18 protein-coding genes are annotated in these 21,276 nt (G+C 39.6%); 10 read left to right on the plus strand and 8 right to left on the minus strand.

Annotated features, from left to right (window positions below; genetic code table 11):
- Window positions 1-261 precede the first annotated feature (261 nt).
- Together MMU07_RS20805 and MMU07_RS21760 are read right to left on the minus strand one after the other, a co-directional pair.
- Window positions 262-1,275, minus strand: coding sequence for a helix-turn-helix domain-containing protein (locus tag MMU07_RS20805; RefSeq protein WP_241128535.1), 1,014 nt, complete (start codon window positions 1,273-1,275; stop codon window positions 262-264).
- Window positions 1,276-1,728: 453 nt separating this feature from the next.
- Window positions 1,729-1,854 (minus strand): hypothetical protein, encoded by a 126-nt coding sequence (locus tag MMU07_RS21760; protein ID WP_255737803.1) that lies wholly within the window; start codon window positions 1,852-1,854, stop codon window positions 1,729-1,731.
- A gap of 18 nt (window positions 1,855-1,872) precedes the next feature.
- Here MMU07_RS21760 and MMU07_RS20810 point away from each other — a divergent pair, with 18 nt between their 5' ends.
- A complete protein-coding gene (locus MMU07_RS20810) occupies window positions 1,873-2,502 on the plus strand; it encodes a sterol desaturase family protein (protein ID WP_241128536.1) in 630 nt (209 codons plus the stop codon).
- A gap of 79 nt (window positions 2,503-2,581) precedes the next feature.
- On the opposite strand, the gene MMU07_RS20815 is transcribed toward MMU07_RS20810, so the two are convergent.
- Window positions 2,582-3,139, minus strand: a complete 558-nt coding sequence (locus tag MMU07_RS20815) for a ferritin (RefSeq protein ID WP_241128537.1) — start codon at window positions 3,137-3,139, stop codon at window positions 2,582-2,584.
- Between the two features lie 320 nt (window positions 3,140-3,459).
- On the opposite strand from MMU07_RS20815, the gene MMU07_RS20820 reads away from it, so the two are divergent.
- The gene (locus MMU07_RS20820; protein WP_241128538.1) at window positions 3,460-4,800 is read left to right on the plus strand and encodes a Gfo/Idh/MocA family protein; all 1,341 of its coding nucleotides are present in this window, start codon (window positions 3,460-3,462) and stop codon (window positions 4,798-4,800) included.
- On the opposite strand, the gene MMU07_RS20825 is transcribed toward MMU07_RS20820, so the two are convergent.
- From MMU07_RS20825 to MMU07_RS20835, 3 genes are all read right to left on the minus strand, one after another.
- Window positions 4,801-5,418: a hypothetical protein gene (locus MMU07_RS20825; RefSeq protein WP_241128539.1), complete on the minus strand. Its 618-nt coding sequence runs from the start codon at window positions 5,416-5,418 to the stop codon at window positions 4,801-4,803. It lies immediately after the preceding gene.
- Between the two features lie 64 nt (window positions 5,419-5,482).
- Complete coding sequence (locus tag MMU07_RS20830; RefSeq protein WP_241128540.1) at window positions 5,483-6,043, minus strand: GNAT family N-acetyltransferase; 561 nt, start codon at window positions 6,041-6,043, stop codon at window positions 5,483-5,485.
- 10 nt (window positions 6,044-6,053) lie between these two features.
- Window positions 6,054-7,178, minus strand: coding sequence for a pyridoxal phosphate-dependent aminotransferase (locus MMU07_RS20835; RefSeq protein WP_241128541.1), 1,125 nt, complete (start codon window positions 7,176-7,178; stop codon window positions 6,054-6,056).
- A gap of 224 nt (window positions 7,179-7,402) precedes the next feature.
- Here MMU07_RS20835 and MMU07_RS20840 point away from each other — a divergent pair, with 224 nt between their 5' ends.
- Window positions 7,403-8,194: a hypothetical protein gene (locus MMU07_RS20840; protein WP_241128542.1), complete on the plus strand. Its 792-nt coding sequence runs from the start codon at window positions 7,403-7,405 to the stop codon at window positions 8,192-8,194.
- 221 nt (window positions 8,195-8,415) lie between these two features.
- Here the strand turns inward: MMU07_RS20840 and mgrA are convergent, their stop codons facing one another.
- Window positions 8,416-9,438 (minus strand): L-glyceraldehyde 3-phosphate reductase, encoded by a 1,023-nt coding sequence (gene mgrA / locus MMU07_RS20845; protein WP_241128543.1) that lies wholly within the window; start codon window positions 9,436-9,438, stop codon window positions 8,416-8,418.
- A gap of 291 nt (window positions 9,439-9,729) precedes the next feature.
- Window positions 9,730-11,061, minus strand: coding sequence for a YfcC family protein (locus MMU07_RS20850; RefSeq protein ID WP_241128544.1), 1,332 nt, complete (start codon window positions 11,059-11,061; stop codon window positions 9,730-9,732).
- A gap of 218 nt (window positions 11,062-11,279) precedes the next feature.
- On the opposite strand from MMU07_RS20850, the gene MMU07_RS20855 reads away from it, so the two are divergent.
- The 7 genes from MMU07_RS20855 (at window position 11,280) to MMU07_RS20885 (ending at window position 21,072) form a co-directional block, all read left to right on the plus strand.
- Complete coding sequence (locus MMU07_RS20855; protein ID WP_241128545.1) at window positions 11,280-12,140, plus strand: helix-turn-helix domain-containing protein; 861 nt, start codon at window positions 11,280-11,282, stop codon at window positions 12,138-12,140.
- 117 nt (window positions 12,141-12,257) lie between these two features.
- The gene (locus tag MMU07_RS20860; RefSeq protein ID WP_241128546.1) at window positions 12,258-12,860 is read left to right on the plus strand and encodes a Crp/Fnr family transcriptional regulator; all 603 of its coding nucleotides are present in this window, start codon (window positions 12,258-12,260) and stop codon (window positions 12,858-12,860) included.
- Window positions 12,861-13,033: 173 nt separating this feature from the next.
- Complete coding sequence (locus MMU07_RS20865) at window positions 13,034-13,492, plus strand: DsrE family protein (protein ID WP_241128547.1); 459 nt, start codon at window positions 13,034-13,036, stop codon at window positions 13,490-13,492.
- 77 nt (window positions 13,493-13,569) lie between these two features.
- A complete protein-coding gene (locus tag MMU07_RS20870; RefSeq protein WP_241128548.1) occupies window positions 13,570-14,214 on the plus strand; it encodes a response regulator in 645 nt (214 codons plus the stop codon).
- Between the two features lie 79 nt (window positions 14,215-14,293).
- On the plus strand, window positions 14,294-14,818 hold the full coding sequence (locus tag MMU07_RS20875; protein WP_241128549.1) for a DinB family protein: 525 nt from the start codon (window positions 14,294-14,296) through the stop codon (window positions 14,816-14,818).
- Window positions 14,819-15,316: 498 nt separating this feature from the next.
- On the plus strand, window positions 15,317-16,348 hold the full coding sequence (locus MMU07_RS20880; RefSeq protein WP_241128550.1) for a right-handed parallel beta-helix repeat-containing protein: 1,032 nt from the start codon (window positions 15,317-15,319) through the stop codon (window positions 16,346-16,348).
- 11 nt (window positions 16,349-16,359) lie between these two features.
- Window positions 16,360-21,072: an HYR domain-containing protein gene (locus MMU07_RS20885; protein ID WP_241128551.1), complete on the plus strand. Its 4,713-nt coding sequence runs from the start codon at window positions 16,360-16,362 to the stop codon at window positions 21,070-21,072.
- The last annotated feature ends 204 nt before the right edge of the window (window positions 21,073-21,276 follow it).

Below are 21,276 nucleotides of genomic sequence, written 5' to 3' on the forward strand. Positions count from 1 at the left end.
GATTATCATTAAAAACTCCCAAAAATGAAGCAAAATGAATATTCTTATTAAATCAAAAATTATTTAGGACAGCATTGTTTTGGATTTAAAAATATTTACACAATAATGTAAGAAAATTTGAGTTCTCTTTAAGGTTTTTGCCCTTTAATTTTTGATTAATAAATTCCCATTGTCTTGAACAATGAAATTGAGATAAAAAACTGATTCGGACAGTTGTCATTTTGTATACCCGAATGCAATAATCTCAAATTAAGACCTTACTTAACCCATATCTTGTTGAATAGCTGCCAATTTGATTTCAATTTTTTTCTTGAGTTTATTAAAGAATCTTATCCTTTCTTTTTCACCTACAGTACTGACCATTGTAGATTTTTTGATCAAATTATGAAGGTTGTAAAACATGGCGGCGTTAAATTTTGGATCCATAGAACCTATAAAATACATGACACTGTGGTTGAGGTACGTAATCTGTACATTGTCTAACTCGGCGATGATGGTATTGTCGCCTATAACAAAGTCGTTGACATACATAGTATATGGCGCACTCTCGGCTGTAGGTTCCTTGCCCATAGGGAATTTTAATCCCAACTCAGCCATTTTTTCAAGATGGTTGACCACAGATATCAATTGCTCAAACAATATTTTCAATTCTTTCCGTGAAGGAATCAATCCCATGTCATTGTACAATTCAATCTGCCTGATGGTCACATTGATTCCTTCCTCGTTCCATACCTCAGTAGTTGGAATTTGATTGAATAAACTGATCATCTTGGTACTCGTATCCTTTAGCTTATAGTACAAAAGATTATCAAATGTGAACTTCTCGTTTTTCAGACTTTCATTATGAAGGATAGATTTCATCCAAAAAAAGAACTTAAATGAAGCCAATTCAGGGAAATACAAATGATAAAATGGTGGTAAGTCTTTGACAAGATAATACATGTGTTTTTTTCTCTGCATATGAAACATCTGAATCTGCTTCAATACATCTTCAAACCAATCATCAAAACTGTCCTTGGTAAAAGAATTTAATTTTCCATGAAAAACAATTGCATTGGTTTGCAAATTGAAAATCTGATCAAGGGAAATATTGAAATGTTGACTTATTTTTTTGATTTCCTCCAGGTCAATTAATTTTTCACCTCGGATTCTTCTGTAGGCAGAATCATTGCTTATATCCAATAAATCTGACACTTCATCCACGAGGGACTTGTAGGGGGGGAGAAGGTTTCGTATATGCTGGAAAAACTGAACCTGAATTTCTGAGTTACCCATAAAATATTTAAGTATTGATTTTAAGGATTTCCCAAAAAACTGAAAAAAATCCTAACCTTTGAATTTCGATAATCAGAATAATATTTCGTTTTATATATTAATGTGATCATATATTGACTAATTTAAAGAAATGAACAGAATTTTCCTAAATAAAAAATGGTAAATAATGAAGTAAAAATATTTATATGATTATTATAAGAAAAATTTATGAATTATAAGATGGATATATGATCAATAGCTCTTTTCAAATTCGATAATCATAAAATCACTTTCCATTTTTCTAATAAATATGCTTGATTAGAATTAAATCCAATTTTTTGATTTTGATCTAAAATCCCATTTGGAATAAAATGATTAGGAAAGAATCTCCAAAGTCAGCACTGATAACAAGGTTTTTTTCAAATTTCAATAGAGTAAGCATTTTGCGCGGCTACTTTTCTGAACAAATACCAATCAGGTGATTGGCAGGCCTTTTTTCAATTCGTCTATGGTAAAAGTCTCCGGTAATTTGGCAGTATGATAAGGAATCAGGTTTTGCCAAGTACTTCTTGAGCAAGGCGCTTTTCTTGAATTTTTCATTCACATAAATCCAAAAAGATGGAAACTCAAAAAAACTCCGCAGAAAAAAGGAAAGAACTTCAAGTAGCAATCAGATGCATCATGGTATTTTCTTCCATCGCTACTTTATTGGTTTTGGGTGCTGGATTGACAACCTCGTCCACATTCAAATTTTTGCTTTTATTGGTCACGGGTTGGCTAGGATGGACCTTTACTGAGTATTTTTTGCATAGGTTTTGGATGCACAACCATTTCAGGAATGTCAACAGCAAAATCTTCGACATGCATATGAACCACCACAAGCATCCTCAGCAAATCAAAATTGACGGAACCCAAAGGTCAATTTTGTTGATCGTTGGGATTGTGCTTTTTTATTTTGCATTGATTTGGAACAATTATTTTACCCTTTTTCTTGGTTATTATTTTGGAGGTACCTTATATAGCTTGCTCCATATCATCCTTCACAAACCTTGGGGAAAGTATGTTTTTCCGAAGGTTCAAAAAGCCCACATTCATCATCATGGAAAATACCCCGACAGGGGATTTTCATTCAGCACCATAATTTGGGATTGGATGTTTGACACGCTACCGCCAAAAGAGGAGATCATTACTGAAAAAATGTTGAAGTTTTATTTCAAGCATGACATTGAACCGTGGCAAAAAAAATAACAAACCAATTGTCAAGACTCTACATTTAAAAAAAATAAAGGGAAAAGCATTTGTGTTAACTTTTCCCTGAGGTTTTCAATTATTGTGCTTTTGCGTTTGCCGAAGCAGCTGCTTTGCCATGAAGTTTGCCAAGTTCCTGGTCAATTGTCCAAAGTCCGATACCTTCTTCACCAATGATATCGAATAGTTCAAGAGCCCTTCGTGCAAGAGTTTCTTCTTCCCTTTGCTCGGTGACATACCATTGCATAAAGCTGAATGTTGCAAAATCCTTGATGCCAAAGGCGTGGTCTACAATAGAATTGATTGACTTAGTCACTTTAATTTCATGTTCGAGGATGAGTTCGAATACTTCACGTAAGGAGTTGAAATGATGTCTGATTCCTGTTATTTCAGGCTGAATGGCGTGGCCTCCGGCTTCATTTACGTAGTGAAAGATTTTCATCATGTGCATTCTTTCTTCATCTGCATGCACATAAAGGTATTGGGATGCGTTTTCGTATCCCATCATATGGCACCAAGAAGCCATCGAAAGGTAATAGGCAGAAGATTTGCCTTCCATTTCAATTTGCTGGTTTAATAGTTTTTCTGTATCGAGTAATAATGAACGCTGTAGCGTTACGATTTCTTTTGCTTTCATGGTTATTACATTTTTAATACAAACTTAACTAATTTGGAAAGATATGGTTCTTCAAATTTTATATTTTGAGAAATTTAGATTTGGTATAAGTAAAAATCTAAACTTCAATACTTTTCAATTGGAGGTATTTTTTGGGACATTCCACTAGCATAGGAAATTGACCATCACAAAGCAAATTTATACACATTTATACTATCTACTTTCCTGTCATTAGCATATCCTTTATATTTAAATAAATATGCTTCAACTTAAAAATATTATTTTACAGTCAAAAAATGATTATTCACTATCTACCCATAATTTAAAATAACCAAATCATTATGAATTCAAGAAGAAAATTCATCCAAAACGGCCTCTTGCTTTCTGCAGGGTTAAGTATGCCGGGTATGATTCATGCAGATACATTGTCAGCACTTAATAGAAAAATTGCGCCATCTGATCAATTGAATTTTGCAGTAATCGGATGTAAGGGCATGGGATGGTCCAATATGAACGCCCATCTCAAAATGCCGAATGTCAATTGTGTGGCCATTGCAGATATAGATCAAAGTGTACTTGACCAGCGGTCAGAAGATGTCAATAAGCAGAGAGGAAAAAAACCTCAAGTGTATAAGGACTATCGAAAAATGCTTGAAAATAAGGATATCGACGCGGTGATCATCGGTACCCCTGACCATTGGCATTGTTTGAATATGGTAGACAGCCTATCGGCTGGAAAACATGTGTATGTAGAAAAACCAATAGCCAATACCATCGAAGAGTGTAACCTGATGGTAAAAGCCAAGCAACGTTATGGTAAAATGGTTCAGGTTGGTCAATGGCAAAGAAGTGGTTCTCAATACGCTGAAGCGATAGATTATGTAAAATCAGGAAAACTTGGTCAAATCCGATTAGTGAAAACATGGGCTTATCAAGGTTGGATGAAGCCTGTGCCTGTAATGCCCGATGGACCTGTGCCCCAGGGAGTAGATTATGATATGTGGCTGGGTCCTGCTCCAAAGCGGCCATTTAACGGAAACAGATTCCATTTCAATTTCAGGTGGTTTTGGGATTATGCCGGCGGTTTGATGACAGATTGGGGAGTCCATGAAATCGACATAGCTTTGTATGCAATGGGTGTCACTGCTCCCAAATCTGTCATGGCTTCGGGTGGAAAATTTGCATATCCTGACGATGCATCAGAGACGCCGGATACACTTCAGACAGTGTATGAATACGATGGATTCAATATGCTATGGGAACATGCCACAGGAATAGATGGAGGAAATTACGGCACTACAGAAGGCATTGCATTTATTGGAAACAATGCTACTTTGGTAGTCAATAGGGGAGGATGGAAAGTTATTCCTGAAACCGAGGCCAAAGATGGAAAGAGGGTCAACAAAATCGAAGAGATTCAATTGATCAAGCCAAACGGAAATGCACTTGAAATCCATGCCAAGGGTTTTGTAAGCTCAATAATTGAAAATGATGCTTCCAAATTGACCTGTGGAATAGAAACAGGAAGTATTGCAGCCATCAATGCCCAAATGGGGAACATTGCCTTTAAAACGGGTAAGAAAGTGTATTGGGATGCAAATAAAGGCCAATTTACCGATCCTGAGGCAAATGCATTGATGAAAGCAAATTACCACAACGGATGGAAATTACCGACTGTATAATCAAGGATTAAAAGATGAAAGATTGAGGGGAAGGTTATTGGTTCCGGTAGCCTTTTCCCCTTCTTTAGTTACCCAATCGTGGGTTATTTTTACCATATTTTTTGTCAGGTCAAATTGGATTGAAATTTTTCCTTCTAGCGCTTCATGCACTGTCTGAAAGACCAGTTCGTCCTGAAAATATTTGATTCCGATAAAGGGCCCTGAAGTGAAATTTTTTCCATCAATACTGCGAATGATCGCAGGATTTATAGTTTCTGTTTTTGGATAAACAATATAGTCACCACTTTGAAGGGGGAATTCAGGAATTGTTTTACCTGTATAAACTGAGCGGATTCCAATCGTCATCATTGTAGCGTTAGGAATGTAAGGCTGTGAAAAATTATTGTCGGTAGAGAGTTCAAGCTGTGCCCAAACATGGGAACTTGGTCCTGAAATATTTACAGGTCCTGTAATTGTAATTCTGGCAGCATTGAATTCAATTCTATTTCCTCCAATGGCAAAATTGCTGAATTCCATAAAAGGATCTTCTCCCGTGTCGGTGATGGTGCAGGCAAAAAAAACCAAGACTATTGCTGAGGAAATCAGTATTTTGGTAGCCAAAAATTTATATAAATTCATAGGAAAGTGTGGTTTATGATATAATTACAAAAGCAAAAATCAGACCTTTATTTAAAAATAACAATTACCAATCATTTTCTCTTTTTACATAATCCCATTCTTGCCGGAGGATGCTGTAATAAATGGTATCTCGACGTCTTCCCCGGGTCATCAGCGTATGGTTTCTAAGTACACCTTCCTCGATAGCCCCAATGTTTTTGAGCGCCTTTCTAGCCTGAATATTCAATACATCGGTCTTGAATTCAACGCGTTCTAAGCCTATTTTTTCAAAACAATAAGTTAATAGTAATTTTTTGACAACTGAATTGAGGCCGATTCCCTGGTAGTCAGTTCCAAGCCAAGTCCAGCCTATTTCCAATCTGTTGTCTCGTTCTGAGATATTCCCAAAAGCAGTAGAACCTGCTATATTACCAGTTGATTTTTCAATAATGGCAAATTGTAACCTTTGTTTTTCGAATGCCGGCATCGCCCATTCTTCTAAACCCTCTTTGGTGGAAAGGTCATGGGTAAAAAATCGCCACATTTCCGAATTGGAGGATAAAACCAATAGAGGAGGCAAGTCTGCCTCCTCCAACGGCCTTAACAAAACCGATTCATTTTCCAGTCTTAAGCTAAAGTCAATCATTTTCTCTTTCTTAACCCAATGTTTCCTTTAAGACCTTATTAAAGAAAGCCACTTCTTCAATAGTGCCTGTGCTTACCCGACACCAATCATTCAAAGGAGGAAAGGGTCTTCCCACAATTACCCCTTTGGCAAGCATAGTTTTCGCGAGTTCTTTGGCATCCTGATTTGCATTAAAGAAAACAAAATTTGCTTGGGAAGGGAGGTAAGGCAATTTTAACTCATCCAAGGTAGTTTCTATCATTTTCCTTGCTTCAAGGTTTTTTTGAAGGCTGAACTCATAAAACTCCGTTTCTTGGAGTGCTGTTTTTCCGGCCTCAATGGCCATGATATTGGTGTTGGCGACGACTCTCTCAGATAGCTTTTTAGCTATATCAGGTCTTGCTACAAGGTATCCTAACCTGATTCCTGCCAAACCATATACTTTAGAAAGGGTTTTGGACACAATGATATCCTTCCCTTCTTTTACCAGCTTCACCATAGATGGGTAATTTGGATCTTCTATATAATCGCAATAAGCTTCATCACTGAACACCATGGTTTTTTTGCTTACTGTTTCACAAAAGTCCAAAACCTCATTTGCAGGGAGTAATTTCCCCGTTGGATTGTTGGGATTACAAAGGAACACTAGCTTTGTTTTGGGAGATACTCTCTTTTCAATTTCCTTGAGATCATAGTTCATGTCCTTGTCCAAAGGAACCCAGTTGATTTCAGCCCCCCATGTTTCGGCATAAGTCATCAAAGACAAAAATGTGGGTAATCCTGAGATCACTTCATCACCTTTGCCTGCATATGTGATGCCTGTGATTTTAAGACCCTCGGTAGATCCTGCCACCAACACAATATGATCGGGAGTGACCCCTTCTTTTTTTGCTATCATTTCCACAAGTGGGGCATTATAACTCCATGGGTACCTGCAGCTGATATCAAAAGCATCTTGCATGGCTTTTCTTACTTTTTCTGAAGGGCCATAGGGATTTTCATTTGACCCCAACCTTATTGGGTTGTCTAGTGGACGTGGATTGAATTTGCGGATTTCTTCTGCCGAAAGGGTGCTGAAGGCACCTGTACCAGTAAGCAACGCCGCACCACCTGCCAACGAAGCACTTCTCAACCAATCTCTTCTTGAAAATTTCATATCATTCTAATTGTTTTCAAAATGTAATAATATCAGTTTTTTATTCCTAATCCATATTACATGGGATGATTTAAATTGGTAAAAATCCCCAAAATGGAAAAAATTTTTACCATTATAACAATACGAAGAAAAAAATAGAGGCAATCATTATCAATTACAAAATAAATTATCTAAATTTTATCAAATACTTATCAATCAGTCTCTTATCCCAAAATAACTACATCATGAAAAAATTAAGCATTTTCTTGTTTACGGGGATTATGGCCATTTTTGTGGCAAAGGCCCAGGAATCGAATTATCTGGTATTTGAGTTTATCAAAGTGGAATCTAACCAAACTTATGATTTCATTGAATTCAAAGATTTTATGGAAAAAATCTATGTGGCTGCCGTCAATGATAAAAAAATCAAAGGATGGGATTTTTGGGCACTCCAATCAGGGGCTGACCCTGGTGAATTTCAATATATTACCGTTACCTATTTTGACAATCCGGTGAATATGATGAAAGGCTTTCAGGATGAGGAAATGGTGAAGTATGCGATGGTAGCTTACCCTCATCTTACCGAAAAGCAGGTAGTAGAAAAATTTAATGCCGCGATTCAGAGCCGGGATTTGGCGCAGAGGGCATATATGCAGGAAATAACAAGAACCCGAGATAACTTTTATCTTAAAAAAGGCTCATTAGCTTCTTTTGATATAATGAAAGCTGTCGAAGGAAAGTTTCAGGAATACGAGAAAGCTGAAAAAGAAATCTTTCAAAAAATCCACCAAAGTAGGATAGAAAAGGGCTTGATGGGGAGTTGGAGTCTTTTAAGAACCGCACTTCCCTTTGGTAGCGAGGCCAAATACACACATTTGACAATGAATATGTTTAGGGATTATCTGCAGTTTTTCAATGCCCAGGAATATGAGGACATGGAATCTACAGCGGAACAAAGAGCTGCTATGGAAAAAGGACTCAAAGCAAGGGAGCAAAAATACATATACTTGGCAACGTTGGAAAACTCTGTCAGATAAAGTCAAAGAATGGTAAACGTATCCGGAATGTTGGCTGCCAGACTTGAAAGGACTTTATTAGATGTGGATCCTTGTCCTCGAAGGGGATGACAGACCACTGTCCTCGTAGCCTGCTAAGCGTTTATCGGCCAATGATTGTTTGGCCATTTGCCAAAAAGTGGATACACATAAAAAACAAATCACCGGAAAGGATTTATAAGAATCTTTTCCGGTGCTCCTTTTTATTCTTTTTTAAGGATTAATTCTATTTTTTTCAATTCATCTGAGGAGAAGTTGATATTATTAACTGCTTCTACATTTTCAGCCAATTGTTCAGGCTTACTCACTCCGACGAGAACCGTTGTAATCCTTGGATCCTTCAATAACCAAGCTATTGCCATTTGGGCAAGACTCTGTCCCCTGTTTAAGGCTATTTGATTAAGAGCCTTTACTTTTTCCATTACCTCATCAGAGATTTGGTCTTTTTTGAGGTATCTCCCATCTTTTGCAATTCTGCTGTCCTCAGGAATTCCCTTCAAATACTTGTCTGTAAGTACTCCCTGCTCAAGGGGTGAAAAAGCAATTGAGCCTATACCTTTTTTACCCAAAACATCCAGCAATCCCCCTTCAACCCATCTGTCAAACATACTGTATCTTGGCTGATGGATAAAAAGCGGAGTCCCCATTTCCTTTAAAATCTTATAGGCCCTTTCGGTATCTTCCGCACTGTACTGTGAAATCCCAACATATAATGCTTTTCCCTGCCTTACAATTTGATCCAAAGCACCCATAGTTTCTTCGAGAGGGGTTCCCGGATCGGGTCTGTGGTGGTAAAAAACATCAACATAATCGAGCGCCATCCTTTTTAAGCTTTGATCAAGGGAGGCGATTAAATATTTTCTAGACCCATGGTTTCCATATGGGCCAGGCCACATGTCCCAACCGGCTTTGGTAGATATGATCAATTCATCTCTGTAGGGCCTTAAATCCTTTTCCATGATCCTTCCAAATGTTTCTTCAGCAGATCCATAAGGGGGGCCATAATTATTGGCAAGATCAAAGTGGGAGATTCCGAAATCAAACGCTTGCCTGAGAATGTTTCTTGCATTTTTGAAATCGGCATTATGTCCGAAGTTATGCCATAATCCAAGGGAAATCATGGGTAGCATAATACCGCTATTGCCACACCTTCTAAATGTCATTGAATCATACCTTGACTCACTAGCTTGGAAAGGTGTTAGGGGTTGGTGGTCGTTGATTTGCATTTTTTTTAATGAATAGGTTTTAGGTTTTACAAATGATTAAGTTTTTATGCTCATTTGTTACTTTGTAATTTATTTTTTGAGAAATCGATTTAGGGTAAATTGATTTCTATGTCTCCAAATATACATTTTCTAATTTCGGCATGGCCACACATTGGTGGAAAATCAGTTAAAATATCCCTAATGAGTAGGTTACACCATATGCTGATTTGAGTTTTAGCTCCGCATTTAATCGTTTATTTGATTCAATCTTTTGCCCAAAAAAATATGTTTGAATTATAAAAGTACCTTTAGTTAAAAGAAAATAATCCCGGTCATAACACTGATAGAAGCAATAAGTAATAAAAATAATATTGGTTTCCAGGAAACCTTCATCCAATCCTTGTAAGAAATGCCCGAAGCGGCCAAAATATCCATCAATGCCCCGTTTGTAGGAGTTACCAAATCCATAAGACCTGCACCATACTGATAGGCCAAAACAACAACTTGCCTAGACATTCCAATCAAATCAGCGATTGGAGCCAACAATGGCATCGTCAGTACTGCTTGGCCTGAGGTACTAGGTACCGGAATATGCAAAATGCATTGACCCAAGAGCATAGAAACAGCAGATAAACCTAGCGGTAATCCTTCCAAAGGGCTAAACAAGCCGAGAATGATGGTATCGATTATCATTCCTTCCTGCAATACCATGTAAATACTCCTTGCCATCCCAACGATTATTCCCGCAAAAATCATTTCTCCAAAACCTTCGGAATAGGCTCTTGCAGTTCCATTGATGCCAAGATTTCCCATCAGCCCCACCGCCAATCCCAAAACAAAGAAAATGGCTGACATCTCATTGTAATTCCAAGACCAGCTAGTCAATCCAAAAACCATTATCCCAAAAGTCAAACCGACAAGGATCAAAATAAGCACATGCGAATTGGAGAGCTTTTTAGGCTCTTTATCTGAAGTTATTAATTGAGAATTCTTGTCTTTCCCATTTCTGATAAAATAAGCTATCCAAAATGTCAAGGCTAAAACCAGAAAAAATATTCTGTACATGCCTCCGGAAAAAACGGGGACTTCTGCTACTTTTTGAGCAATAATTACCCCAAAAGGATTTGTAGGACCAAATGAACCTCCGATCACCGCAGAACCCAAACTGAAGGCAATTATAGCTGTTTTTGAATATCCGATTTTATGAGCCAATACCATCAAGAGGGGGACCATGGCAATTATTTCCTCCTGAAATCCACTTAAATTACCCATTGTGGCGAAAAGGATTCCCAAGATGATGATGAGATAGGACTTTGCTTTGTTAAATCTAAAAATCAACGCCTCCAATCCACTGCTGAAGGCACCGGTTTTTTCAACTACATAAAAGGCACCTCCAATGATCAGAATCAAAATTACCACCTCTGCACCTTCAATAAATCCCTCTGGTACGCTCAAGAAAATTTTCCCAATACTCACAGGATTATTTTCAATCTGGTGGTAACTGCCCTGAACCACAATTTCTCTACCCGTAGCTTTGTCCATGGTCCTGTCATAGGAACCCGCAGGGACAAAATATGTAAGCAAGGCCGCCAATCCTAAAAAAACTAGCATGATAATCAGAGGGTGGGGGAAGAATAGTTTCATTTTGTTAGCTTTTTTGGAAAGTAAAAATATTGGAATTTTTGATTTTAGATTAAGGGTGAGGAAAACAGCTAAAGATAATGGCCCTGACGAATTAGATAAAAGGAAACAATATACCTTTTAAAAGGCCAAAGTAATTTTAATTTTTTAAAAGTATTATTAGGTGTTTTTTATTGATTATTTACTAAATTGAATGTGTAGTTTTTACAGGTAGTTTGAATATGAATAATATTGTTTCATTTAAGCCCGATCCATCCCTTTTTACCTACATCAGTGGGTATTTTTATGCAACGCATCAATTTGATCAATCAGGGAAGCAATTTTTTACCCCTAAAGGAACAGCGGCTATGACGATTCTTTTGGAAATAAATCCAAGTTCCCACCTCATTTACCCGGATAAAACCTCAAAAATATATTTTGAAAAATTTGAACCCTATTTGTTTGGGCAAATGAGTAAAATTGGTGTCTCCAATCTGGAGGATAGATTTGATCTCTTTGCAATTGTATTTACACCTTTTGGCCTTTTCCATTTTTTGGATGGTCCTGCTGTACAGATGACGGATAGGGTTATACGACTCGATCGATTGGGATTGGATGACTTACATCAAAAGCTTAGGGATTTATTCAAATCGAATTCCGAAATTGAATCTTGCTTGGGACATGTCAATAAATATCTTATTGATCATTTCAATTCCAGACCAAGTAAAAATATTCCGGAATTTATTACTTCTGTTATCCGTCAAATCCATAAAGAAAAGGGTGTAGTTAATTTAGAGCGTATGGTTGAAAAACTAGGCATCAACAACCGGACTTTTCAGCTCCATTTTAAAAATGTAATAGGGATTTCACCAAAGCTGTTTTGTAGGATTACAAGGTTCAATCTACTTTTACAGGCTTTGGATGCGGCGTTACCTACCTTGGATATTCTGGATTTTGCAGTTCAGTTCGGCTATACGGATAAACCTCATTTATATAAAGATTTTAAAGAATTTGTAGGGATGACCCCACTCAGATACATTAGATTGATCAACAACGTCAATGCTATGGTAGAAAATGAGGTTAGAAACAAACTATCTAAATAAAAAACAAAATTTATTTTTCCTATTCGCTTTTTTACAACTTTAATTTGTTCGTTTTAAATATTTTTAGAAAGAATTATTACTGCTACTATGGGAACAACTGATGATTTATTTAAAAAATTGAAATCCTTTTCCGAACCCGAACTTCAAGCGGAAATTCTAAAGCATGCAAAATTTCTCAAAGCCAATAAAGGCGATATTCTTATCAAGGAAGGTCAATACCTGAATTTCCTGCCCATAGTCATTGATGGATTATTGAGAGTATATCAACAGAATGAAGACCGTGAAATATTGCTTTACTACGTGGGCCCGGAGCAAACATGTATGATGTCTTTATCATCAGCTTATTTTGATTACTACAGTACTGCCAATGGAATAGCGATGGAGCCATCTGAGATTCTTGTGTTGCCTGCCCACCTGATTGCCGAATGGCAACTTAAATACCCATCATGGAATAAGTTTATTATCAATACATATAAAAGCAGATACGATGAGCTCCTCAATGCTTTCGGAAGTGTGGCCTTCAAACCCATTCATGTTCGGGTGAAAGAATACCTCACGGAATACGTCAAAAATGAGGGTTCAAATAAAATACCAATTTCCCATCAAACCCTTGCCAACGAATTGGGCACTACACGGGTGGTAATTTCCAGAATTTTGAAACAAATGGAGCAGAAAAAATTAGTAAAACTATACCGAGGGTATATACAGCTAAAAATATAAATCATAGCGTCAGATATTTACAAAACAGATTTTGAAATTGTTTAAATCACAAATACAAATATTTATTTTGAGATAAGTATCTTTTGATACACACTATTCTTAAAATCTGGATTTATGTTTAAGGAGACAAAGGTAAGTATAACTCAGTTTTTATTTCTTAAACATTTGATTCTATGAAAGCTACTATGACATTTAAATTTATCCTGTTAGTATCAATTGTTGTATTCGGTTTAGATGTTCGGGCCCAAACAGAAACCAAGAGGGAGGATACAATGAAAGTATTGATTCACATTACAAACGGTCCCGAAAACCCGACGAAGGCGGCACTTGGTTTCCTAATGGCCAAAACGGCAGTAGATGAAGGGTATGCGGTAACACTGTTCCTCGCCGGTGATGCGGTACAACTACTCCGAAATGATGTTCTTGATAATTTGGCGGGACTAGGTACGGGCAAATTGAAAGATCATTATGATACGATTGTAAATGGGGGAGGAAAATTTTATTTGTCCGGTATGTCAGGAAAGTCACGTGGGCTTAATGAGGCAGATTTAAAAGGCAAGCCTGCTGAATTTGCGATGCCAAAAGTATTACTTCAACTATCTGTAGATAGCGACAGAATGTTCGTGTATTGAATCCTGTAAGTTTGTTTGCAGGTATTCATAACTCTAAGTGATCAGTAACCTATTCTTTAAAATTCAAAATTGCAGCCATGGGAGTTTCAATATTGTTAGCTGATGATCATGCCCTAATAGCCTTAGGGATAAGGAAAATCCTAGAAAGCATGCCAGATTATGAGTTAGTGGGGCACATGCAGAATGGGAGAGAAGTTATCCTTTACCTGGAAAAAGAAAATCAGGTAGATGTGTTGGTACTTGACCTCAATATGCCTATCATGGATGGGATGCAACTGCTTTCCTACCTGAATAGAAAATATCCCGAACTCAAAACCATGGTACTCAGTGGACATCATACCAAATCCACCATGGAAATCTGTAGAAATCTTGGAGCAAATGGTTTTGTTGGGAAAGATGCTTGTTTTAAGGCTTTTCAGGAAGCTATAGAAGTTATTTCCGAAGGTGGGGAGTATTTTCAACCTGTGACCACAGAAAAAAATATCCAAAACGGTCAAAGAAACTGCCTATATCAAAAACTGCGGTTGGAGTACTCCCTATCAGATAGGGAAACGGAAATCATCCAATTGATTCTCAACCAAATTGAAACAAAACAAATTGCTGAAAAGCTAAATCTCAGTCCTTTGACCATAAAAACCCACCGAAAAAATATTTTCAACAAACTCAAAGTACACAACTTAGCAGGTTTACTTGGTTTGATAAAAGAACATCCGGGGCTTTAGAGGTTTTGTAATTTTTTTAATTATTTCTGAATATGTTTTTAGTGCAATAATTCATTTATTCCCACTAAAATTTCCCAGCATGAAAACAATTCATAAACTCCTTCAAGAGGTATCAACAGCCCGTAAACTATACCTCGATCAATTGGCCAATGTATCAGAAGTTCAGGCTTTATGGAAGCCAGACACTGAAGTATGGAATGTAGTAGAAATTACCGAACACCTTTATTGGGCTGAACAAACAGGGATATTTGGTATGTGGAAAACCCTCCATGCCTATAGGAAGGGCAGGATAGTCTGTACTTATGACTCGCCACATAAGGTCGTACCTATAGAACAAATAATCAACAAAACATGGCAATCTAAGGAGAAAGTGCCGGCTGTTGCAGTTCCCCGACTTGGAGGTCCATTAGTCTTTTGGAAGAATTCTCTTAACAGTCTTCAATTTGTATTAGAGGCATTTGCCCAAGACATTCAAGAAGAAGAATTAAGAGTGCAAGCACAACCCCATCCTATATCAGGAGCCTTAGATTTCCATCAGCGCTTTGAATTTTTGCGTTTCCATATTGACCGTCACCGGGAACAGGTGTCTCAGCTTCTTAAATGATAATATACCAATTGTGAAAGGGCAATTCAAATTTAAAGTTTACTTTCAACAAGCGGAATTACCACTTTATAAAAAGATCAATAGGAAAAGTAACCTCATTTTTCTCCAATTCTCTAATCATTTCCCCAACCCGAAATGAATTGTCTCTCCAAAAGTCTTCGGGACAAACTGTTTTTAGTTATCCTATAGTAGGGACAAGCTCTTTTTTCTTGATTCTTTTATCTTGGCTTTAATTTCTCCTTATCTCACATATCACATCTCGGCTCTCGCATCTCGTCTCTCGCTTCTCCTTCTCAAACTTCACTTTCCTCCACAAGCCCTACCAAATCCCCCCAAACCTACCCCCAAAGAAGTATTTCGACAACTAACAGATAGTTTATAATACACCTCAAGGGGTATTTTTTAGTACTGTCCAAACCCGGAAATTGTAGTTCTGATTTTGTCTCCATTATTCAATCAAACAAATAAATTCTTTCACCAATTAAATTTTAAAAAATCATGAAAACAATCTACAAACTTTTCACATTGATCTGCTATATGGCAGTATATCAGGTTCATGCAGCAGTAATTACTGTAAGCAACAGACCTGGGGATATCGCACAGTTTACTTCAATTACAGCTGCCATAAATGCTGCATCCGACGGTGACTTTATATATGTTAGCAGTTCAGGTACCTCTTATGGAAGTTTTACACTTTCAAAGAGGCTTACCATTGTAGGTGCCGGGCATAACCCTAATGTAAATGATCCATTGGCTAGTGAATTAGGGCAAGTTTCATTAGCTGCAGGATCCTCGGGTTCTCAATTTATCGGTCTAAGGATTTTTGTTATAACTTTTTCAGGGTCTGCAACAGAAATCAATAACATCACAATTAAAAGGAATAGCCTTAATCAAACTGTAACAACTGCAATTAATATTAATAGCAATTCAAGAAACTGGACAATCGAAGAGAACATAATTGGTAGAATTGGTTCTAATTCTGGTCCTGATTTTCAAGAGTCACACCTCATTCGAAATAATATAATTGTAAGTTTTGTTTCCGGGGTGAAATTTTCCACTTTTAGTAATAATATTTTTAAAACTACCGGAGAGGTTTTTACACCTCAGATCAGCCAATCGAATAATATTGTAAATAACATTTTTTTCCAAAACAACCTAAACAACGATTTTGCGGCCAACCGCATTGTTAATTGTGTTTTTAACAATAATATTTTTTTTGGGTCAAACAATCCCACCTCTCTTCCCGCAGGAAATAACAATACAGGGGAAAATAATTTTTTTGTAAACCCCCTTTTTGTTAGTGTTCCAAACAACACTTTTAATTATGGGAATGATTATATGTTACAAGCCAGTTCACAAGGAATCAATGCAGGTACAGATGGCACTGACATAGGTTTGTTTGGAGGTATAGGCTATACAGTTTCAGGTGAACCAGCTATTCCTCAAGTTACTTTGTTCAATATCCTGAATCCCATCGTTCCCCAAAACGGTAATTTGAATGTCCGTATAGAAAGTAGAGCTAACAATTAAGAGGAAAAACCATGAAAACAAATCGACTAATTTGGTTTTTCCTTTTGGGACAGTTTTTGTTTCCATTTTGGATTCAGGCACAGCAGTCCATCATTGTTGGGGCAGAGTATTTTATCAATTCTGATCCGGGATTTGGAAATGGAACACCCTTTAACATAGCCCAAGGATCCAATCCCCAGGCGGAACTTGAGATTAATGTAGGAGATTTACCGAAAGGTTTTCATCGCCTTTCAGTAAGATTCAGAAATCAGGACAATATTTGGGGACTAAACCGATCCCGATTATTTTATGTAGAAAATGAAGGTTTCACTGACCCTGCCTTAGTGGATTATGTGGAATATTTCTTTGATGATGATGATCCTGGGTTGGGCGATGCTATTGAGATTCCTTTAGATGAAGCAGCGTCTGCAATCGACCTCGATGCATTAATTGCTGTAGCTGACTTGGAAATTGGGGATCACACGATTTCAGTTAGGATCAAAAACAATAGAGGACTTTGGAGCATAGTTGAAACCCGGGAATTTACAGTTGGGGAACCCCTCCCCAATGATCCTCCAATACCGGATGCAGAAACATTACCTGATCTGTCTGCGGAATGTGTATTCAATTTCGGTTCTCTAACTTCGCCAACAGCGACTGCTGAGGACGGTAGTACCGTGATCGGTACCACGGATGAGAGCATCTTCCCGATCAATCAGCAAGGCACCACCACCATTGTATGGACTTACACAGATACAAATGGTCTGGAGTCGACTCAGGAACAGAACATCGTGATTGCCGATATTACATCACCGACAATAATTCTTCCTGCAGAGATCATTGTCGATACCAATGCCGGCGAGTGTTTTGCAACCGGACTGAACCTTGGTTCTCCTGTGACTACCGATAACTGTGGTATCGGATCTGTTGTAAATAATGCACCTGACATCTTCTCTGTAGGTTTGACTGAAGTGCTTTGGACAGTGACCGATGTGGGTGGCAATACAGCACAATTTGTCCAAGTTGTGACGGTAATTGACAATCAGATTCCTTTGATCCCTGAAATCGCCGATCTTCAAGTCAGTACCGATCCGGGTACCTGTTCAGCTTCACAAGTGAACTTAAGTACCCCGTCAGCTACAGACAACTGCGGTATTGCTTCTTTGACAAACGATGCGCCTGAGGTATTTGAATTAGGGACAACTGAAGTAACGTGGACTGCAATTGATCCAAGCGGTAACAAAACTACTAGGACTTTCAATGTAATCGTCGTTGATAGCGAGGTGCCGACCATTATTGCACCTGCTGATGTCATCGCGGTCATAGGGGAAAGCGAGGATTTTGCCACAGACGTTAACCTAGGAATTCCCGAAGTTGCCGACAATTGTGCATTGGAAGGATTCAGTAATGATGCCGAGGAAAGCTTCCCTGTAGGAACAAACACGGTGACATGGACCGTCAGAGACGAAAGTGGTAATACGGCCAAAGCTACACAGACCGTTACGGTGACCCGGGAAATCCTTCCTACCATTACCGCACCACCTTCCATTACGGTCAACAATGACCCCGGCACCTGTGGCGCATCCGGCATTGAACTCGGAACACCTTCAGTGACCGGTGAGGATATCCCTGCCGATGGCATTACAAATTCCGCTCTTGATACCTACCCTGTGGGTACCAGCAATATAGTATGGACAGTCATTGATGGAAGAGGCAATAGAGCCACTGCGGTACAGACCGTAACCGTGGTGGACAATGAGCCTCCAAGCATTACCGCACCTGCGGGTATCAATACACTGACAGTGCCATCGGGCTGCGATTCGGGCGAAATTGATTTGGGTGATCCTGTGTTTTCCGATAACTGTGAAATTGCTGAAATCAGCAATAATGCCCCTGAGGTCTTCTCGTTGGGCACAAGCATAGTATTATGGACAGTGATAGATGTCAATGGCAATAAGGCCACAGCAGAGCAGACCGTCATAGTGGTGGATGAAGAGCTTCCGCTGATCACAGCCCCTGCCAATATAACCATCAGGATAGAGGCCGATGAAGATTCGGCAGAGGATGTGGAAGTCGGACAGCCTACTGTATCAGACAACTGCAGCATCGGTGAGGTAAGCAATAATGCACCAAGCAGTTTCCCTGTGGGTACAACTACGGTAACCTGGGCAATCCGGGATGGAAGTGGCAACGAAGCCACAGCAGAACAGACCGTTACAGTAACGAGGGAAATATTGCCTACCATCACCGCACCACCTTCCATTACCGTCATTAACGAGCCCGGTACCTGCGTGGCATCAGGAATTGATCTCGGCACGCCTACAGTTACGGGTGTAGATATCCCTGCCGATGGCATTTCCAACGATGCACTGGCAGCATTCCCTGTGGGCACGACTCTAGTGACCTGGACCGTAACCGACGGGAATGGCAACACAGCCACAGCCAGACAAACCGTGACTGTTGAGGATAACGAGAAGCCTGTTATATCAGCTGTTTCCGAAATTAATCGGTCATCTGACCTAGGAACCTGTAAAGCTGAAATTTCGGTTCTGGCTCCGACAGTAAGCGACAACTGTGGCACTCCAACTGCAAAAGGTACAAGAAGTGATGGCTTAGGTCTGGACGCACCTTATCCTGTTGGTAGCACACAGATTACTTGGAAAGCAACCGATGCTTCCGGCAATGTGGCAGACCAAGTGGTTCAGACTATAACCGTAAATGACAGCGAAGCACCGGCTGTCACCGCCCCGGCCAATATCAATATCCAATTGCTTGCAGGTCAGGAATCCGCTACTGATGTGGACTTAGGCGTCCCAATTACTTCCGATAACTGTGGCGTGGCAGAGGTCAGCAACAATGCTCCTGCATCCTTCCCGACAGGCACCACAACAGTAACCTGGACGGCAACCGACGACCGAGGCAATACAGCAACGGATAACCAGACGGTAACTGTTCTCCCTGCGGATACAGAAACAGAACTTCCTACAGTCACTGCTCCTGCTGATATCCTGGTAGATACCGGCAAGGGATCATGCGAAGCTATGAATGTGGATCTTGGTTTTGCCACCTTTACCGGAGACATTCCTGATGGCGGGCTGAGCAATAATGCTCCTGCATCCTTTCCGCTCGGTGAAACCATTGTTACTTGGATGATAACAGATAGAAAAGGCAATTTGGCTACTGCTGAACAAAGGGTAACCGTCAGAGACAGGGAACTTCCGGAAATCAAGGCTCCTGCTAATCTGGTACTTAGCGCAACAAGCGGCGGAATATCTTCATCCGAGGTTGATCTCGGTGAACCGGAAACCTCCGATAACTGCAGCATTGCCGAGTTGAGGAACAACGCCCCTTCAGTATTCCCGATTGGTATCACAACAGTGACCTGGACTATCATCGACGGTAGCGGCAACAAATGTACCGCCAAGCAGCGCGTGACGGTCAACCTTACCGAAGAAAAATGTGAAGTGACTGCCAAAGCCAAACCTGTGGTGACGCTCAAACTCAACAGTCAGGGCAAGGCAAGACTGACTACTGAGATGGTAGATGACGGTTCCACGGTAGCCTGTGGCCCGCTAAAACTCGAACTGAGCAAGTGTGACTTTACCTGTGAGGACATAGGTGAGAACAGCGTCAAGCTTATAGCCAAAGATGCTAAAGGAAACAGAGGCGTGCTTGAATTTAAAGTGATTGTAGTGGATGAGTCCAAACCAAAAATCAAGGTTGACAAGAGAACCTTTGTCTGGATGATGAGGAAAGGGGACACCTTTACCATGCCTGATTTTAAGGATAGGGTGGAAGCCTCCGATAACTGCGGCTTCGAACTTCATCAGGGCCCTGAGCCCGGAACAAAGTTCAGGAAACCTGAGAACAGCTTTGTGGAATTCGAGGCCAAGGATCCATCGGGAAATAAAGCAACTGACAAGTTTAAGTTCCGGTTATTGGTCTTCAGGTGCAAAGTACCAATGAAGAAGGGTAGAACAGCAGGGGAGCAGGAGCTTTCAGATATGCTGATAGTTCCTTGGAATACTCCGTTTGACAAAGCCATCAGCGAGGGCATCGTCTTCGAGGAAGGCAGTGATCCCGAATACATCAGCTTGATCAACTGGCAGATGAACGATTACGATCCGCTGAGACCTGGCCTGTACAGGATAACGGCATCCTTGGAGAACGAAGGCTTCGAAGGCCGGAAAGTATCGTTAGACATCCCTGTGATCGTATTGGACAAACCACTTGCGGAGGACATTATGATCAGCAGGAACAAGATTTCCACCAAAGTGAGGAACAGCGAGATCATCGGCAGCCTGAAAACACTGGATCCTGTGGACGATATCCATAGCTACAGCATGGAAGAGCATCCTAACTTCTATATAGAGAAGAATGTGCTGGTCTGGAGAGGCAATGGAACCCCTGATGCAGAGATGTCCGTCACCGTCCATAGCACCGACAGGGCAGGACAGACCATCAGCAGGGAGATCACCCTTTACAGGGAGCTTCCTCCGGGAGAAATCCTGATCTATCCCAACCCCGGCAGACAGGAATCCAATATTTTAGTCCAACTCTCAGGCCCCGGCAAAGTGGAAATCAGAATTTTTGATGCAACGGGCAGGCTGGTATACGAGGAAAAAGAACAGCATGAAGGCAGCTTTGTCCGCAGCCTCGATCTCAGAGGCCTTAGTTCGGGCATGTATCAGGTGGTCGTAAATTCCGGCAGCGAGGTGATGACGGGTAGACTGGTCAAAGAATAAAAGTTTCTGATTTTAAAAAATGGACAATCCCTTCCGGAGAGATCTGGAGGGGGTTGTTTTTTTTAAATTCAAAAATTGGAAGATTTGAAAAATTGGTCGAAATTAATTATGTGTATCCGCTTCAATGCACGTATGGATGAACCGCAGCAATAATCATTCGGTCAAACAGGTTTTCTCCAAAATATCTTCGGTTTAACTTGTATA

The sequence above is a fragment of the Cognataquiflexum nitidum genome, from assembly GCF_022538055.1.
Classification (GTDB): domain Bacteria; phylum Bacteroidota; class Bacteroidia; order Cytophagales; family Cyclobacteriaceae; genus Cognataquiflexum; species Cognataquiflexum nitidum.

Excerpts from the sequence above, each read along its gene's own strand:
- MMU07_RS20805 (WP_241128535.1), bottom strand. The coding sequence starts at position 1,275 with ATGGGTAACTCAGAAATTCAGGTTCAGTTTTTCCAGCATATACGAAAC.
- MMU07_RS21760 (WP_255737803.1), bottom strand. The coding sequence starts at position 1,854 with ATGAAAAATTCAAGAAAAGCGCCTTGCTCAAGAAGTACTTGGCAAAAC.
- MMU07_RS20810 (WP_241128536.1), top strand. The coding sequence starts at position 1,873 with ATGGAAACTCAAAAAAACTCCGCAGAAAAAAGGAAAGAACTTCAAGTA.
- MMU07_RS20815 (WP_241128537.1), bottom strand. The coding sequence starts at position 3,139 with ATGAAAGCAAAAGAAATCGTAACGCTACAGCGTTCATTATTACTCGAT.
- MMU07_RS20820 (WP_241128538.1), top strand. The coding sequence starts at position 3,460 with ATGAATTCAAGAAGAAAATTCATCCAAAACGGCCTCTTGCTTTCTGCA.
- MMU07_RS20825 (WP_241128539.1), bottom strand. The coding sequence starts at position 5,418 with ATGAATTTATATAAATTTTTGGCTACCAAAATACTGATTTCCTCAGCA.
- MMU07_RS20830 (WP_241128540.1), bottom strand. The coding sequence starts at position 6,043 with ATGATTGACTTTAGCTTAAGACTGGAAAATGAATCGGTTTTGTTAAGG.
- MMU07_RS20835 (WP_241128541.1), bottom strand. The coding sequence starts at position 7,178 with ATGAAATTTTCAAGAAGAGATTGGTTGAGAAGTGCTTCGTTGGCAGGT.
- MMU07_RS20840 (WP_241128542.1), top strand. The coding sequence starts at position 7,403 with ATGAAAAAATTAAGCATTTTCTTGTTTACGGGGATTATGGCCATTTTT.
- mgrA (WP_241128543.1), bottom strand. The coding sequence starts at position 9,438 with ATGCAAATCAACGACCACCAACCCCTAACACCTTTCCAAGCTAGTGAG.
- MMU07_RS20850 (WP_241128544.1), bottom strand. The coding sequence starts at position 11,061 with ATGAAACTATTCTTCCCCCACCCTCTGATTATCATGCTAGTTTTTTTA.
- MMU07_RS20855 (WP_241128545.1), top strand. The coding sequence starts at position 11,280 with ATGAATAATATTGTTTCATTTAAGCCCGATCCATCCCTTTTTACCTAC.
- MMU07_RS20865 (WP_241128547.1), top strand. The coding sequence starts at position 13,034 with ATGAAAGCTACTATGACATTTAAATTTATCCTGTTAGTATCAATTGTT.
- MMU07_RS20870 (WP_241128548.1), top strand. The coding sequence starts at position 13,570 with ATGGGAGTTTCAATATTGTTAGCTGATGATCATGCCCTAATAGCCTTA.
- MMU07_RS20875 (WP_241128549.1), top strand. The coding sequence starts at position 14,294 with ATGAAAACAATTCATAAACTCCTTCAAGAGGTATCAACAGCCCGTAAA.
- MMU07_RS20880 (WP_241128550.1), top strand. The coding sequence starts at position 15,317 with ATGAAAACAATCTACAAACTTTTCACATTGATCTGCTATATGGCAGTA.
- MMU07_RS20885 (WP_241128551.1), top strand. The coding sequence starts at position 16,360 with ATGAAAACAAATCGACTAATTTGGTTTTTCCTTTTGGGACAGTTTTTG.